The 17015-nt window shown below is 56.8% G+C and carries 8 protein-coding genes; 6 read left to right on the plus strand and 2 right to left on the minus strand.

Annotated features, from left to right (window positions below; translation table 11 throughout):
• Window positions 1-13 precede the first annotated feature (13 nt).
• The 3 genes from ACIOWA_RS04385 to ACIOWA_RS04395 are packed head-to-tail and all read left to right on the plus strand — an operon-like array spanning window position 14 to window position 2552.
• Window positions 14-757 (plus strand): molecular chaperone, encoded by a 744-nt coding sequence (locus ACIOWA_RS04385; protein WP_401158426.1) that lies wholly within the window; start codon window positions 14-16, stop codon window positions 755-757.
• A gap of 33 nt (window positions 758-790) precedes the next feature.
• Window positions 791-1303: a CS1 type fimbrial major subunit gene (locus ACIOWA_RS04390; RefSeq protein WP_339432866.1), complete on the plus strand. Its 513-nt coding sequence runs from the start codon at window positions 791-793 to the stop codon at window positions 1301-1303.
• Between the two features lie 28 nt (window positions 1304-1331).
• Window positions 1332-2552 carry a hypothetical protein gene (locus ACIOWA_RS04395; protein WP_401158504.1) on the plus strand — a complete coding sequence of 407 codons (1221 nt, stop codon included), beginning with the start codon at window positions 1332-1334 and terminating at the stop codon, window positions 2550-2552.
• A 49-nt stretch (window positions 2553-2601) separates the two neighbouring features.
• Here the strand turns inward: ACIOWA_RS04395 and ACIOWA_RS04400 are convergent, their stop codons facing one another.
• Together ACIOWA_RS04400 and ACIOWA_RS04405 are read right to left on the minus strand one after the other, a co-directional pair.
• Window positions 2602-7725: a dermonecrotic toxin domain-containing protein gene (locus ACIOWA_RS04400; protein ID WP_401158428.1), complete on the minus strand. Its 5124-nt coding sequence runs from the start codon at window positions 7723-7725 to the stop codon at window positions 2602-2604.
• Between the two features lie 193 nt (window positions 7726-7918).
• On the minus strand, window positions 7919-11065 hold the full coding sequence (locus ACIOWA_RS04405; protein WP_401158430.1) for a transglycosylase domain-containing protein: 3147 nt from the start codon (window positions 11063-11065) through the stop codon (window positions 7919-7921).
• 322 nt (window positions 11066-11387) lie between these two features.
• Here ACIOWA_RS04405 and ACIOWA_RS04410 point away from each other — a divergent pair, with 322 nt between their 5' ends.
• From ACIOWA_RS04410 to ACIOWA_RS04420, 3 genes are all read left to right on the plus strand, one after another.
• A complete protein-coding gene (locus ACIOWA_RS04410) occupies window positions 11388-14645 on the plus strand; it encodes a hypothetical protein (RefSeq protein WP_401158432.1) in 3258 nt (1085 codons plus the stop codon).
• A gap of 348 nt (window positions 14646-14993) precedes the next feature.
• A complete protein-coding gene (locus ACIOWA_RS04415) occupies window positions 14994-16415 on the plus strand; it encodes an amino acid permease (RefSeq protein WP_339432871.1) in 1422 nt (473 codons plus the stop codon).
• Between the two features lie 198 nt (window positions 16416-16613).
• Window positions 16614-16976, plus strand: a complete 363-nt coding sequence (locus ACIOWA_RS04420; RefSeq protein ID WP_401158434.1) for a GtrA family protein — start codon at window positions 16614-16616, stop codon at window positions 16974-16976.
• Window positions 16977-17015: the final 39 nt, after the last annotated feature.

Below are 17015 nucleotides of genomic sequence, written 5' to 3' on the forward strand. Positions count from 1 at the left end.
GGAGCTGAAAACGATGAACCGTGGTTTTTTGCTGGGCGTGCTCAGCCTGTTTTGCCTGACGGCGCAGGCGGGCCCGCAGATCAATGTCGGCACTGTGTACGACTATCTCGATGCTGATAAAAGCACCTACCTCAAACGCGTGTTCAACAGCGGCGACGCCACGGCGTTCGTCAAGATCAACGTGCTGGAAATCGTCTACGACGCCGAGGGCAAGCCACAGGAAATTCCTGTGGCGAACGCCGCCGACGGTGCCTCGCGCAATGGCTTGATGGCAAGCCCCGCGCGGTTGATCGTGCCGGCCCAGGGCATGCAGGGCACCCGCTTGCTGTATATGGGCGAGCGTGATCGCGAGCGGTACTTCCGAGTGCGTTTTGTGCCAGTGGTGCCGGAAAAGGAAGACGAGTTCACCGTCACCGGCGAAGAGCGCGAAGACTACAAAAAAGCCCTCAAGGCCGGGGTCAATGTGATGACCGGATTCGGTACGGTTTTTTTCGTGCGGCCCAAAGATGCGCGGTTCGCCACTGCCATCAACGAAACCGACAGTCGCTACGAATTGCGCAACGACGGCAATACGGTGTTGGTTGTCGACGAGTTCAAAAACTGTTCACTGACCAAGGAAACCGACTGCGGCGCGACGACCAAACACCATGTGCTGGCGGGCAATAGCTTCGCCTTCGACAAGGAGAAGGGGCGTGAGTATCGCTTCTTTCTGATCGAGGGCGCCGACAGGAAAGCCCTGAAAGTTGTGAGCCGCTAGGCCTGCTTTTCATTGACGCAACGGGTAACCGACATGATCAAGCAATATACCGCCGCCGCGCTGATGGCCACGGTGGCTCTGGCCGACTCCACGGCCTGGGCGGCTAGGGAAATACGCACCTTTGAAGTGTCCCTGACCATCCCCAGTCGGGCGTTTTACATCATTCCGGCAGAGCCGGACTGGATCCACCGCCCGCAACGGCTCGCATGGGATTATCCGAGTTCGACCCTGGGCAGCCTGCAAAAGAATTTCGATGTGCGGCACGACAACAGCGCGATTGAAGCGCGCCTGGAGGCTATTCCCTACCTGTCCAATGGCCGACCGGGTGAGGAGATCGGTCTGCGGGTCACCTTCAATGGCGTTGAATTGAGTGCGCAGGTGACGCCGCAGCAGGTCCTTTCTCAGGAAGAAGCGGCCGCGGGCAAGCGCGTGGCGCTGGTGATCGACCCGGTTGAACCGGCCGGTGGCTATCGGGCCGGGGATTACAGCGGCAACGTGTTGTTGCTGTTCAATGCCCGCGCGCCGGGTGCGCAGGCAGACCAATAAAAAGAGTTCAGCAGAGGCGGGGCGACGCATGAAGAGGTTCTGTGGGGTGGTATGGATGGCGGCGTTGAGCATCCCTCAGGCGCAGGCGATCAATCAGGAGATCCGTGCGTTGTTCCAACCGGATTCTTCCAGACCAGACAAGATGACGTTCGTCAACAAAACGCCGAACAGCGGTTATTGCGCCACCTATCCGGGCCAATGTGAAAATAACGGCATGTTCAGCATCGAATTACCCATACGTTTCAGTTCTACCCGCTACGTAGGCATCTTTGATTGGGCGGCAGTAAAGGCCCCCGCCAATTTGCGGCGGCTGACCGTGACAAACAGCCAGACACAGGAAACGCAATCTGTGGAAATACGCATTACCGGCATGGGCTCCAGGTATGTTTTGAGCCATCCGGCTGTGCGACTGGCCGGCGGCAGCAATGCACTTGAAGGCCATAGCAGGTTATGGACCACGGGTAATTGGGTACAAGCAATACCTGCCCCTTGCTGGTACAGCGGCGAAGGCGCCTACGAGGAGGACAGCTGGCGGTTTTTCTGGAAAACCACGCAAGAGGCCCACTGTTTTAAAGTGCCGGCGTACCACATTCCGTCGATGTATTTCGACAAGCTGGACTTCGCCTACGAGCTGCGCACCCCCAACCCGTTAACCATGTCTACCGGCCGTTATACCGGTTCGTTGACTTACAGCCTGGGACCTGGAGGGGATTTCGATATGGGCAAACTGTTTGAGCCGGACGACAGCAGCCTCACCCTCGATTTTGTGCTGGACGTGCAGCACACCCTGAAAGTGGATATTCCACCCGGGGGCGACAAAGTCGTACTGGAACCGCAAGGCGGCTGGCAACGCTGGCTGGACAGTGGACGCAAGCCTTCGCGCCTTTACCGCGATCAGATATTCCATATCTCGGCGTCGTCGAAATTCACCATGAAGCTTGAATGCGAGCACCGTCTGGGCGTGGGCTCGGGTTGCGCCATTGCAGACGGGCAGGGGTTTGCAGGCGGGGTGGACGTCAGTGTCAGTTTGCCCAACGGCTTGACCGACAGCGCCGGGCAAGCGGTCACGCGCAAGCGCTTGGGGATCGAGGCGACAGCACCGTTTCAACCCGGCTTCTATATCGATCGCAAGCCGGGAACCCTGCATTTCGAAGTGGATGAACAGCAAACCCACTGGATGATCGACAACGCCCAAGGCCGAATTTACAGGGGCAATATCACGGTGATCTGGGATTCGGAGGTGGGTTAGTGCGCATCAGTTGGCCAGCCCCGGGCTCAGGGCTGGCGCCTTGCGAGGGTCAATGGCCGATGCTGGTCAACGCTTCGCGGGTCAATTGTCTGGACAGTTCGTTACGCGAATAACCGATATTGTTCAGCAGTCGGTCGTACCGCGCCTGACTCATGGCCTCGCCGCTGAAAATATCCGCGTGAGGAATGTTCAGTTGATCGGCCAGGGTTTCCATCTTTCGTATCAACGGGTTCATCTGCGTCTGGGCGTTGGCATTGGCGTACTCCGCCTGTGCCAGGCGCAACTCATCCAGCAGGCCCGGTTTTTCCTCGAACCGCAGATCATTGCGCTCATATTGTGTCGGATGGGTTTTGCGCAAATGGCGTTCCCAGAAATCATCCCCGTTGGGGTCAATCATGCCGTCGACCAGTCCGTTGCCGCTTTCGCGCAGCTTGAACGAGTCATAGGCCGCGTCGATCTTCGCCTGGGTAACGCCTGATCGCTGCTGGTAAAGCATGCCTTTTGATTGCCAAGGCAGCTCCAGCCGTTCCGCCAAGCCGGTTTCATAGGCCATATGGATTTCAAGATCATCCGGCGCACTATTGTTCGACGGATCGATCAGATGCTGTTGCGCTTGACGGCCGATTTCTTCTCGAGCGATATCGCCGACGATGTTCAGGCGTGCGCGGCTGCGGGCCAGTCTCGCCAGTTTTTGGTCAAGCACAAGGGCCGAGGCCGGCTCGGCATAGGCCTTCGAGACCAGCACTTTGATGCCCATGGAGTTGAACAGATAGGCACCGCCGTCGCGGCAGCTATCGGGCTCTCGGGCTTGTTTGAACAGTTCTTCACGCAGGTTGGAATCCAGCGCGGCGGCATCGATCATTTCCCAGACACGCCGGGTCAGTTGCTGACGTGATTGCGCGTTTTGGTAATCGGCGGTTCGCCTCTGTCGGGCAATGACGGCAAAAAAATCTTCGGCGTCAGGCTCGGCCATCAGATCGTGCCAGGACTCTTCGCGGTACTTGCTCAAAGACGAGGAGGGACCAAACGCGTCCGGTTCACCGGGAAACGATTTCCAGTGGCTTAGCTCGTTTGTGGCCGCCGGAAAATCGGTCTGCACAAAGGCCAGCCCTGTGGATTGACGATAAGTGCCATAGCGTACCCGCTCCTCATTGGAAAGCCTGGCCGTGTCGAAACGCGCGCGACTGAGGATAAAGGCCTGATCGGAACCCGGTGTGACTTCGGGCAGGGTATTGATCGGCGTATGACGCATATCCAGCATGAAACCGCGGGGACGATGCTTGTCCACCGAGCCGACCTTGAACAGGCCTTCGGGCCAGGACTGGATATCGGTATTGGCCAGACTGAGGTCATTCAATCGATACATCCGCCCGACATCGGGTGGTTGGCGCAACGGGTTACCGTTCAGGGTCAGTGATCGCAGGCGAACCAGGCCGGCGAGCTGTTCATTTGAACGCACGGTCAACCTGATGCGGTTGTCGGTCAGGTCCAGACTCTGGAGGTGACGCATTTCTCCGATGGTGGGGGGGATCTGCGTCAGGTCACACTGACGCGCGCTCAATTCACGTAGCTTGGGGAAGCTGCCGAGCACGCCATCGGACGATGTCGAGAAACGCGTTTTATCGAGTTTCAGCGAAGTGATCTGGTCAAGATGTTTCTTCATCCCGGGCCGCCTGCGCAGATCGCTCCACCAACGATCAAGGTTGGGCCGCGAAAGCGAGCTGGACAGGTCCAGCGAATAGCCTTGCTCTTGAGGGGGGCTGTGCTCGGCAAAAGAGTCGTTTTGACGCTCGAAGCACTCAAGCAGCCGTTCCTCGATATGCCGCCCGCCCTCCTGCATGTACTGCGTCGATATTCCGGGGATCGCTTCTCCCGACCCATCCACGTCGGGCGGGTAGCTTTCCCGCCAATTCTGTATCTCTGTGCGCAATTGCTCGCGTTCGCTTTCCAGGTGTTTGATCGTGTCAGCGGGATCGCCATTCTTGCGCAGCTTTTCGATGAACATCTTCGCCTGATGCTCAGACATTTTCGGGTACAGCTTTCGGACTTTCTGTTCCGGTGTGTTTTGCGCCCAGGGCCATGGCCAGCGACCAGTCAGCGTTTCGGTTTCAACACTGGCCACCCGACGAATCGGTGGTTCGGCCATCACGCTGCGGCGCTCGGCCGGCTCGGCGGATGTTTCCATCAGCCACTGTTTGAGCCGTTGACCCTGACCTCGCCGGTATCCCGCTGCCTGCAGTTTTTCGTCAGGCAGGGCATGCAGGATCGACTCGTAGAAGTCGTCGGCTTCATGCAGCGTGCGATTGTTGGCGTCGAGCACTTCATAGCGGCCATGTTCGTCACGAACCAGACGTCTGACGGTGGTTGCATCATCCGCGCCGACGCTGCAGCGCAACGGGCCGTCGTAGCTGCCGTCGTGCACGTCTAAACGCACATCGGCAAAAGCGTCGGTGTGGAACTTGAGGGTGTTGAGCGCCAGTCGCTCGGTCTCCGGGAGCATCCATTGCTCTCGGAAAAAACCGTTATAGGCGCGGGCGGTGGATGCTTCGAAATCCAGCTCCCGCGCTTGCGCCTTGAGGCGCAGTGGCAAATGGTTTTCGTCGGCGATACGTTGCAACTCGGCCGGGTTCGCCAGGGCCACGACCTTCTCGGCCAATGGCAACGGGAGTTGCGGGAATGTTTTTTGTACGGCGCGGATATCGGCCTTGTTTGATTTTTCACCCACCTGATACAGGTAGTTGGAGACATCTTTGTGACGCGTGTCGACGGCATCGGCGAGCAGGTTACGCACCGCTGTTGCCCGATCGCTGAGAGGGACGTCACGACCGAGCAGTTGTTTGAACTCGTTATCGTCGAGAAAACGTGCCAACCGTTCCGGCAGTTTGCCCCAGGTGAGATCCGCAAGGCTGATGCTCAGGGTATCGGCATCCGCCGCATTGGCATCGCCGTACGTACGCACGTAACCCTGCAGATCGGCGCTTTCATACACCTTCAGCGCCTTGGTGCGTGGCCAGCCTGGCTGGCTCGTCAGCAGCGGTTCGAACCAGACGGCCTGCGGGTCGATGGGGCGGCCATTGCGGATATTCGCACTGGCGACTTGGGCATCGTCGTAGGCACTGAAACGCCTGATGGTGTCGGTTAGCAGCGGCGGCGGTGCCGTGTTATCGATGTGCATTTGGCGCAGTTGGTTTTCGTGCGTGCCGCTGATCACACGGATCTGTTCGCGTTGCACCGGCGAAAAGCCTTCCACGCTGTGTCCGACACGACGCATCAACGTCGCAAAGTCCCAGTCGCGCGGGTTTTCTATTTCCTGCACCCAGGCACCGTGACCGTTGTGTTCGATGAACGGTTTATAAGCGTTTGGGCGTGTCGGGTGCTTGATGCGATGGGTCTTGGACGTCGGTTCGCTCGATGCTTTTTCGACCGCGTAGAGTTTACGTTCCAACAGCAAGATCCTTTCATCGCCGTACAAATGCAGGCCATGCTTGTCGGGTTTCGCGTCGGGTGCCAGGCTGATGTCGTTGCGCTCGTAAGGCTTGATGTCGGGATGCCAGAGGCTGGGTTTGCCATTGGGCAGTTTCACCGGTTTCATCTCGTCCACCAGCGATGACAGCTTGACGCGAACGACCTCGCCGATTTTTGCGCCCGAGGCAAAGGCTGCCAGTTGAATGATGTCTGTCACCACACTGATCAGATGCTCGCCGGCTTCCAGCGACTGCCCTTGGGCCAGATCGACAATCCCCTCGATAACGTCGGTGGCCAGTTGGTAAACGGTGTAAGCCAGCATCAACTGGCCCAGCACCGGTACAAACGGTGTGACGACCAACAGCGCGACGTTGAGAATGTCCGAGAGCATTTTCTGAAAATTTTCCCACCAGGCCCAGCGCGCCTTGCTGTCGGTGTCGGCGGTGGAGACGGCTAACTCCCGGGCATCATTCAGGATCTTGTTGAACTTTTGTTGATAGAGGTGCCGCCAGTAGTTGCCTTGCAACTGCACACGATCAAATTGCAGGTTCGGGTTGTCCACCGGGTCCTGGCGCCATGGCGGTTGTTGGTCGGTCGGATCCTGGCGCGGGTGATACCGATAAATGAACAGCCGTTGCTCCAGTTCGGCAAAGAAGTGCCCACGCTGCTGCTGATCGACGAAATCGCTGAAGAACTGGCGATACGTTTGCTTGGTTGACTCGATGTATTTGTCTTCGCGCAACTGGCGGGTCAATTCTTCCTTGAACGCCTTGAGCGAGTCGTACTCCTTGAGCGGATGATCCGGATCATGGGGGACATAAACGATCACGCGTCGAATCCCGCGGTTGTCGCGCACCGCATGGATGAGCAGCAGAATGCCGGTCAGCCGGGTGCCGAGAATCGACAGGTCGCAGCACAACATGGCGCGGCCATTGAGCAGCAGTTGCGGTTTGTCTTCGGCCAGGTTCAACAGCATTGTGCAGGTGTCGACCTGGATGTCGTTCTTGATCAAGGCCAAGTAAGCCGCGGCGGCGAGGGCGTCTTGCTGGCTTTGTATCACCCTGGTTTTCAGAACGGCTTCTGCCACCGGCTCGCCGGGCAACAGATACCTGTGCAAATGCTTTTTATAACGGGCGCCGATGTCCAGATCCCGGCATAGGGTCTGAAACTGGGCGATGGACATGCTGTGTCTGATGGGCAAGACGTCGAACAAACCGCGTTCATCGGGTTTGCTGATGTACTCCGAGCCGCGATCAACCGTTTCACTTTTGGCGAAGTTGTGTAGCGCGGCTTCCAGCAGGGAAACCGTTCGACTGGTCACTGCACCCGAGAGCTTGATCGTGTACCAGGGCTGGTCTTTGGGCATGTACAGGCGCAGGTAGGTTTTCTTGACATCGAGATTCAGGCCATGGCGCCGTTTGATTGCGGCCTTGAGCAACGGTTCGGCGAAGGCGTGCAGATCGGTTTTCGCCAGCAGGTGGTCAACCGGGTTTTGCGAGGCCCAGGCCTTGAGATTGGCGGCAGCGAGTTTTTCCAGCCAGGTGTCTGGCGCCGTCAAGTACCAGGGTTCGATCTTCAGTGGCACGGCTGCCAACGCTTGGCCCCGTGCGACGGTGGCGCCTTTGAAACTGTCGCTGACGGCAGACTTGATGAATTCGTAGTGCCGACCTTTTTCTGCGTTTTCGACAGACTCGGGTATGGGAGACATGGCCAATCATCCTTGATTGTTTGAGGAGTGATCAGACTACCGGCGCAAGGCCAAAACAAAAGTTCAAAGTTCAGGAAGCAAACGGCGCTACGGGGCATCAACCCGACGAAAATTCGAATTCGAAAAATACATAAGTACCACCCGCCGTGAAGAAAAAACGTCACGCTGAATCGGAAACGACTGACACGATTTGTTACCTCGTCTTCAGGCGTTCCGGATTGATCATCGCAACGTTTGTGCTCTGTGCAGGGTGGCATTGCAAGTCGCTGCCCGGTTGCAGATACGGGGTGAGGAACGGTGCCATGCCCTTGAGTACCTGTACTGGCAAGGCTGAAGTGAATTTGAAGTTTTCTGCCGAAGGCCCCGGAACGTACGCGGTGAGGGTGCCGAAATGGTGATCGCCGATGTAGAACACGAAGGTCGCCGTGCGGTTGATCGACTTCGAACTGAGGATGCGTCCGCCCGAACCGATGGCCTCGATGCGGTTATCGCCTGTACCCGTTTTGCCGCCCATGGCCAGCGGACTGCCATCGGCCAGTTTGAAACTGCCGGAAACACGTTTGGCCGTACCGGCGTCCACCACCTGTGAAAGCGCTTCGCGCATGGCGGTGGCAACTTGCGACGGCATCACCCGTTTGCCGACATGCGGGTCATTGATCAGCCGGGTTTCATAAGGCGTGTCGGCAGCAAAGTGCAGGCTGTCGATGCGCAGGGTCGGCATGCGCACGCCATCGTTGAGAATGGTGCCGATCAACTCCGCGAGCGCTGCCGGACGGTCGCCTGAACTGCCGATGGCGGTGGCCAGCGACGGCACCAGATGATCGAACGGGTAGCCGACTTTTTTCCAGCGCTGGTGAATCTCCAGGAAGGCTTCGATCTCGAGCATGGTGCGGATGCGGCTGTCGCGCGCGCCCTTGTGCTTGCTCTTGAACAGCCAGCTATAGACTTCCTGGCGTTCGAAGTGGCTGGCTTTGACGATCTGACTGAACGTCGCGTCCGGGTTGTTCAGCAGGTAACCCATCAGCCACAGATCCAACGGGTGAACCTTGGCGATGAAGCCCTGGTCCGGGAGGTCGTAGCGGCCCGGGCCATAAGCGTCATAGAGCCGGATCAAGCGATAGTCGGTGAGTTTTACAGTGAGCTTGGCGTCCTTGAGGTGCGAGCGCACGAAGCGGTTGAAGTCTTCCTGAGTCGCGTTCGGCAACAGGTAACGGTGTACGGCCGCCATGCGGATCGGGGTCGGGCGCATGCTGTCGAGGAAGGTTTCGAGCCGCGCCTGGGTGTCTTTGTTTCTGTACCTCTTCCAGAACTTGAGCAAGAACGTTGTACCTTCACGGTCGGCAAAGCTCGCCAGGTATTCCTGACGCCTTGGGTCGCGGTCGTCCTTGAGCAGTTCGGCGCTGCTGTTGGGACCGGAGTAAGTGGTGTAACGCACCACATCGCGCATCAGACGAATGAACGGCAGGTTGATCGACTCGCGCAGGGCGTCGCGCAGGGTCGGCATGCGGCCGTTGTCTTCCTTGCGAAAGTTATGAAAAACGTGCAACCCGCCACCGGTGAAAAACGCCTCGCCGGGGCTGGCCGAGTATTTGCGATCCAGCGCTGCACCGAGCATTTTCGAGAGGTCGTGGTCCTTGTTCTGGATCAGGTAATCGATGGCCCATTGGCTGAGGCGATCCTGGTCGGGGACGTCGACCTTTTTCAGTTCCGGCACGCTCAGCGCACCGTACTTGTCGTGCAACTCGGCGATGATTTGCAGGTACGTGGTGAGCACACGCATCTTCGCCGTCGAGCCCAATTCGAGTTTGCTGCCTTCGTTGATGTCGAAGGGCTGGTCGGTGCTGTCGGTCTGCACCCGCACTCGCGAGCCGTCGGGGGTGAGTTCGAGCAAGGTGAAGCTGTAGCGCACCTGAGCAGTGCTGACAGGCGTCAGCAGCCGTTCACCGAGCAGGCCGATTTCAGCGGCATAGGCCGGGTCGGCGAGTTTTTTCAGGTAAGCGGTGACCTGGGTTTGCAGGTCGCCTTGCAGCGTGCTGGTGGCCGAGAGGTCGAGGCGGTCAAGGTCGTACAGCGAACGATTGAGCATCGCGGCCAGGCGGCTACGAGCAGCGTTGATACCTTTGTTGGTTTCAATCGGCTGAAGAGTCGGCTGGGTCTGCCAGTCACGATAGCTGACCTGGCTGGCCAGTGCGGCATCGGCGAGTGCGCTGTCGATCACGCCGTTCTGCTTGAGCAGGCGCAAATGGCTGTCGGTGAGATCGGCGAGTTCTTCGTGGCCCTTGTTCAGGTAATGGGTGGGACGACGCTGGGCGATCATCAATGACAGCATTTCACGCAAGGCCAGGCCTTTATCAGCCATGGTTTTCGGGTCGGTCGCCGGGCTGTTCAACTGTTCGTTGGCCTTGTTGAAGTCGCTGCCGTACCAGACCCGCAACCCTTCGGCCATGCCATGCACTTCACCGTGGCCCGGCACAGCCGACAGCGGCACGCTGTTGAGGTAGTCACGAACGATGTTCTGCCGCGCGGTCAAGGTTTGCGGGCCGTCCTGATAGGCGCGCACGCTGGCGGAGATCATCTGGCGAATCTTCTCGGCGCCGGACACCGTCAGGCCATCGGGTGAGTGCCGGTATTTTTCAAGTTGCGTCGCCAGCGTGCTGCCACCCGCCGATTGCCCGGGCAAGTGCAGCAACTTCGCCACTTGCGACCACGCGGCCATGCCGAACCTGGGCCAGTCCACCGCCGGGTTGGTCATCGGTTGCCTGGGGTCGAGCAGAAAGCGGTTTTCAATGAACAGCAGGCTGTTGACCACCGCCGGCGGAATCGCCGCGAAACTCGAATACAGTTGCTGCGGATAGTTGTACTGATACAGCGGCGCGGCGCGGCAGTCGGTGATCGAGAGGCCGGCCTGAGTCTTTTCCGCATAGGGCACGAACATGCCCTTGCCGGTATAGCTGAGCAGCGCCGGCGAGAAACGGGTCTGCTCGGTGATCACGTAATCGCGTTTGAGCAGGCGCGGCAGGAGTTCATCGAGCGAGCTGTAACCCAGACGCAAATCGAAGGGCCCATTGCCGGGGTATCGAATCGCTTCGCTGGGGCCTGGTTCAAGCTTGTAGGTCAGTGAGGCTGCGTAGCGGCTGAGTTCACGGGCCTGGAAACGCGAGGTGCGCATTTCCCTGGCCGCCGCCAGCCCGACCACGATCAGGATAATCAGCAGCAACAGCCAGAAAGCCTTCCACCCATGCCGGTTGCGGCGGTTTTTTTCAGGGACAGGCGCTTCGTCATCCACACGGTCAGTCGGAACCACGGCTTTACTCGAATCGGTTTGCCACAAAGCGCCCATAGTCGATTGATCCATTCACGCAGATTGATCGGACTTGTCTGAAGCTTAGACGGTGGTGGGCGACAGGAGGGAAATTGTGCAGCGACACGGACCAAGAGGCTTGATGAAGGTGCCGGACTTCAGGCGGGCGCTTGCGACTTTTTGTGGCGCGTGAGTGCAGGAGGAAGTTGCTGATTGTTAAAAGGTTATTCAAGTAAGCTGAAGTGTGTAAGTAGATGGTTCTTTTGTTTGGTCATACATACGATTAGTAACGGTTTTCGGTTTTTTATTTAAAGGTGCCTGTTGTTTACTTTTGCTTCGTTTATTTATCAAGGAAGATTGTATGATCGAAGCAAATGATGTCGTCGTGGATGCTGTTCCGGTGTCTGACAGTTATGAATATGAACTTGAGTCTGCAAGGCAGGACGCTGAAGATATCTCGCCGCCCGCACTTGGCGACTTTGGCGGAGCCTTGTCCTGGCCGATTCCATTGAGTACTTATCAGCAGCACGAAGTGCTGAATGCCGTTCAGCTTTATATCGAAGGACTTGATGAACTATGGAAACCAGGCCAGCAACTGCTGGAGCATTTGTACCTGAACCATCCGCTTGACAGTGAAACATTAGGCAATCCTGCCAAGGCACTGGAAACACTCATTGCCAGCGCTTGCGGCCAAACGCTTGGGCTGGCGGTACAAACCCGTTTGAAAGGCATTTCCACTGACGTCAGCATCAATGAATACGCACTGGCCGCCATTCAGTTGAATCTTGACCCGCTGTCTATTGAAAACACTCAACGCAACAGCGTCGCGGGGTTCGATCTGGCCAGTCGTCAACATTGGGGGAAACCGGTTTCGGCGGTGTTCAACAAACTACGTGAACACTTGATCAAAGAACTCATCAGCAGCCCTGAAATGGCCGGGTTAGGCGCGTACGCCTTGTTGGCAAGGAATGCCCCTCTGTTCCTGATCAAAGACATCCCGGACGGCGTCAAGTATGGCGGTCCGGCGTGGTTCAACCTGGCCGTTGCCGCTGCGACGATCCAAGCTCAATGTCCGGGCAAGCTCGCCAATATGACCTTTGCCCAGGTCATGATCTGCGCTGAACGTGCTGCCATGACCGATCCGACCGTTACCCGGTATGCCCAGACAATTGCGCTGATCGATTGGGGCGTTGTCCATGTCGCCTTGGAAAAGAAAGACGATGAACACTACACCGAAGTAGAACTTGGCGAAATAAAAGAACAGTTCAATGCTCAAATGATCGACCGGCTCAATACGCCGGTGTTATTGAAGAGCGTGTTTCAAAGTCGCAAAAGCATTGCGTTGGCCGGGCTGGAAAAAGAATTTAACAAAGACTTTCCGTTTGAAAAAGCCGCGCTTGAATGGGACAGCTCGTTAAAAGTGTTAAGTCATCTCGCGCCCGTGCCGAGCGATGTGCTAGGGCCGCAGGGCAAGTACTCGTTGCTGGACGTTGCAATGATGGATGGCAATTATCGATGGAAATCCAGCGACAAACTTCTGAACGCTGTCATTCACGACATCAACGAACTGAACCTTCGCGTGCGGGAGACTTTCAGGAAGCAGTTTGCAACGACGCTGAGCAACCTCAAGGAAGGCGCCCGGTTAACCGTAAAACACCTGATATCCGAGTTGTCGCTGGATGACCGAGAAAACCTCGAATATGGAAAGATCGATTTCTATCAACACAAGACCTACAAGCTGAGTACGAGCTTTTTTGGCAGGAGCCTGACCTACACCAGTCCGACACTGACATTGAGAGTCGAGCGCGGAACGGAAAAAAAAGTAAGCGTGTATCACATTGATTTAGGGGCCGACTCGATCACAAAAAGTGGTTCTGACCCTGCTCAAGTGGCAGAACGAACCAACGTGAATGTTCCGAGCACCGTGTACACCACCGAACCCTTTTATGTCGCTGACAAATCGGTCGCTGCGAAGCTCAAGCAAGTAAGCGCGACGCAGGCCTTGCCTCCGAAAAGCTACTCCAGCGAGAGAACCCTGACGATTGCCAATGCCTTCGTTGAGCATCTTGATTACGACAGCGAGAAGATTCTGAACGCTGCTGAAGGTCAGACGACGTATGACAAGGAATGGGCGGCCATGAAATCCCGCGTGGAGTTTTTGCTCAACCTGATTCCCTTCAAATCTGCCGTTACCCATTTTGTAGAAGGCAAACATCTAGACGGAGCCATTGATCTGTTCCTCGACGTATTGGGATTCGTCACTGCTGGCCTGGGTGCCGCAGCCAAGTTGGCACAAGTGGGGGGCAGGACGGCTTCGGCAATCAGCAAAGCGCTCAGGATAGCGAAAATAATAGGGGCCGTTGTCATCAGCGAACTTAATCCGGTGAGTGGCATAGCGGCAGGTGTGCAGCTACTGGGTCGGGGGATCAAGTTCGTGGGCGTTAAAGGGCTGCACCAATTGAACAGACTTCGGGCGTCTGCGAGCGGGTATGACGTGCTGCTCGGAGTCAGTAAGGCGCACGGGCCGACAGTGCTGGGCACCTTCAAAGTGGGTGAGCAAAGTATCGAGGGCGTGGGGGTATTGAAAAATGACAATTGGCACCAGTACAACCTGGACACCCGCAGGCTTTATGGTCCGCCGGGCAATTTCACGCCTCAACGTTTCTGCTGGGGTGGAACCTTGGGCAGTGAGGCAAAATCCCGTGTCTATTTGAATTTTCATAACAATGTCGAATTTGCACGGAACAAGAATAATCTTCGAGCTTTTGAACGTGGTTATACGCAAGGGAATGTAATCGCAATCGATGGCTACACTCCTGGAATGAAATTTGATGAATTGATTGAGTTGGTATCAGAGCCTGGTCTCAAGCCTGAAGAAATAGGGGCTTTGACAAAAGAAATAAAAACAAAAATTCTCAGCGACGCTCGTTATAGTTCAAACCTTCTTGCCATGGATTTGAAAGGTTTGGCTGTCGAGGTGGTTCCTGTTTCGCAGGGGCTGTATCTGGCTCACGTCAATATGGTCTCCAGAGGTGAGTGCGCAGGACTCTCAAATGCCATGGCCTACGCTATTCATCACGGAAACGAAGACATACTGCTTAAAAATATTCCCAGAGCTGCCCTGGCGAAAGAGGCGCCTGAATCCACCAGATTTATCTCCGACATGACGGAGTTTCACAATACGGTGAACAATAAGGAGTCTTTTCATATGGGCGCAGCCAAGACGAAAATGGACGCCGACGAAATTATCGATGCACTGGAAAGTTCTCCTGATTCGAAAACACTCAGGCTGGCCTCCAAAGATCATGCAATGCTTGCAGGTATAAGAGTCAGGAACGGTAGACCAGAGTGGTTCTTTTACGAGCCTAACTCTGGATTTGCGAAGTTTGCCAGCCCCGACGCCATGAGACAGGGCATGCATAAGGTACTGGAAAGCGGAGCGCTGGCCGCGACGTTAAACACCTATGGAAGAAGGCGTGGTGGTCGTGACTTCAACGTCAGTGAATTTGATCCCGCCGATATTGATGGCGGTTACATTAGCCGCCACCGCGTCGAGCATCTTTCGTCTGTTGAATTGCCTGATCCAGAAGAACTGGTCGCGGTTCAGACTCTCCATTAAAGCGTTTGCCAAGGTTCCCGGAGCTGGATAAAAACGCCAGACGAAAAGACGATGCACCAAGGTTGTGCAATACTCGCCGCCGTTTTCAGTGGCGAGTTTTCCTACATTTGCCAGTTGATCCGCCGGGTCTACTGGCATTCTTGCGACAACTCCCGCTGAATCTTGTGGTTTATAGAGTGAAAAGACCTGCGACAAGGTTTTTATACTGACGCCCCGCTGATCTTGCAGGCTGTCCTGCAAGACGCGTTTGCCCACGAAGCAGACGCGGTTTTCAACGAGCCAAGGCTAATCGGCCGACGCTTGAACACTCGGTGGCCATATCCAATAACAAGACGAGGTTGCACCCCTATGCCAGTTGGCAATCACCTGCCTCACGGCGAAACCGCTCAGGGCGGTCCGCTTAAACGCGAACTCGGCGAACGGCATATTCGCCTGATGGCCCTCGGAGCCTGTATCGGCGTCGGTCTGTTTCTCGGTTCGGCCAAGGCCATTGAAATGGCCGGCCCGGCGATCATGCTCTCCTACATTCTTGGCGGTCTGGCGATCCTGGTGATCATGCGCGCCCTTGGCGAAATGGCCGTGCATAACCCGGTGGCCGGTTCGTTCAGCCGCTACGCGCAAGACTACCTCGGCCCGTTGGCAGGCTTTCTCACGGGCTGGAACTACTGGTTTCTGTGGTTGGTGACGTGTGTCGCGGAAATCACTGCCGTCGCCGTGTACATGGGCATCTGGTTCCCCGATGTGCCGCGCTGGATCTGGGCCCTCGCAGCGCTGATCAGCATGGGCTCGGTCAACCTGATCGCGGTCAAAGCCTTCGGTGAGTTCGAATTCTGGTTCGCCCTGATCAAGATCGTCACCATCATCGCCATGGTGATTGGCGGCATCGGCGTTATCGCCTTCGGTTTCGGCAACGACGGCGTTGCGCTGGGGATTTCCAACCTGTGGAGCCATGGCGGCTTTATGCCAAACGGTGTGCAGGGTGTGCTGATGTCCCTGCAAATGGTGATGTTCGCCTACCTCGGCGTCGAGATGATCGGCCTGACCGCAGGCGAAGCGAAGAACCCGCAGAAGACCATCCCCGATGCGATCGGCTCGGTGTTCTGGCGGATTCTGCTGTTCTACGTCGGCGCGCTGTTCGTGATCCTGTCGATTTACCCATGGAACGAAATCGGCACTCAGGGCAGTCCGTTTGTGATGACGTTCGAGCGTCTGGGCATCAAGACCGCAGCAGGCATCATCAACTTCGTGGTGATCACGGCGGCATTGTCGTCGTGCAACGGCGGTATCTTCAGCACCGGGCGCATGCTCTATAGCCTGGCGCAGAATGGGCAGGCCCCGGCCGGTTTTGCCAAGACGTCCAGTAACGGCGTGCCGCGTCGCGCATTGCTGCTGTCGATTGGCGCACTGCTGCTGGGTGTATTGCTCAACTATCTGGTGCCGGAAAAAGTCTTCGTCTGGGTGACGTCGATTGCCACTTTCGGCGCAATCTGGACCTGGGTGATGATCCTGCTGGCCCAGCTCAAATTCCGCAAAGGCCTGAGCGCCAGCGAACGTGCCGCCCTCAAATACAAGATGTGGCTGTACCCGGTCAGTTCGTACTTTGCGTTGGCGTTCCTGGTGCTGGTGGTCGGCCTGATGGCGTACTTCCCCGACACCCGAGTGGCGCTCTATGTGGGCCCAGCATTCCTGGTGGTGCTGACGGTGTTGTTCTACGTGTTCAAGCTGCAACCGACCCAGGTGTCGCAAGGCGCGGTGCGTTCGGCTTCGTAAGTGAAGGACGTTGAAACGGCGAAGCCCCGGTCGAGAGATCGGGGCTTTTTTATTAGGGCGGCGCGGTCGCTGCACGGATGAAATACGTATGACCGTTGGTCGGAATAACCCTCGTACCTGTAATTTCTGACAGTAGACCGCCCCTGCGCCATGGCCTAGCTTGAAGACCCGACAAGTCGGAGTCAGCAAGGAACGGACATGAAAGGAATCACCGCAATCGGCGTGATCGGCTTTGCAGATGCGCTGATCCACTGGCAAATATTTTTCGTGCTCTGCACCGCGGTCGGCCTCGATCAGGCATCGAGCAATTTTGCGGCGTTTTGCGTGGCCGCTGCGTTCTCGTTTTACGTGAACGCGCTTTACACGTTCGAGAGAGAAACCTCGGTGTTCGCTTACCTGATGTTTGTCGGCGCAATGGGCGCGGTGAGTTTCGGCGTGGGCGTGATTGCCGATGCCTGTCATCTTCCCGGCCTGGTGACGGTGGCTTCTTTTTCACTGATCAATATTTTATTGGGGTACTGCTTTTTCCGGTTTGTGCTCTTTCGGGAGCGTCGGATATGAACGTATCGGTGACTGATTGCCTTTCAATTCAAGAGTTCG

Source organism: Pseudomonas sp. NPDC087614, from assembly GCF_044743485.1.
Classification (GTDB): Bacteria; Pseudomonadota; Gammaproteobacteria; order Pseudomonadales; family Pseudomonadaceae; genus Aquipseudomonas; species Aquipseudomonas baetica_A.

Coding starts and splice junctions, on each gene's coding strand:
- ACIOWA_RS04385 (WP_401158426.1), top strand. CDS start 14: ATGAACCGTGGTTTTTTGCTGGGCGTGCTCAGCCTGTTTTGCCTGACG.
- ACIOWA_RS04390 (WP_339432866.1), top strand. CDS start 791: ATGATCAAGCAATATACCGCCGCCGCGCTGATGGCCACGGTGGCTCTG.
- ACIOWA_RS04395 (WP_401158504.1), top strand. CDS start 1,332: ATGAAGAGGTTCTGTGGGGTGGTATGGATGGCGGCGTTGAGCATCCCT.
- ACIOWA_RS04400 (WP_401158428.1), bottom strand. CDS start 7,725: ATGTCTCCCATACCCGAGTCTGTCGAAAACGCAGAAAAAGGTCGGCAC.
- ACIOWA_RS04405 (WP_401158430.1), bottom strand. CDS start 11,065: ATGGGCGCTTTGTGGCAAACCGATTCGAGTAAAGCCGTGGTTCCGACT.
- ACIOWA_RS04410 (WP_401158432.1), top strand. CDS start 11,388: ATGATCGAAGCAAATGATGTCGTCGTGGATGCTGTTCCGGTGTCTGAC.
- ACIOWA_RS04415 (WP_339432871.1), top strand. CDS start 14,994: ATGCCAGTTGGCAATCACCTGCCTCACGGCGAAACCGCTCAGGGCGGT.
- ACIOWA_RS04420 (WP_401158434.1), top strand. CDS start 16,614: ATGAAAGGAATCACCGCAATCGGCGTGATCGGCTTTGCAGATGCGCTG.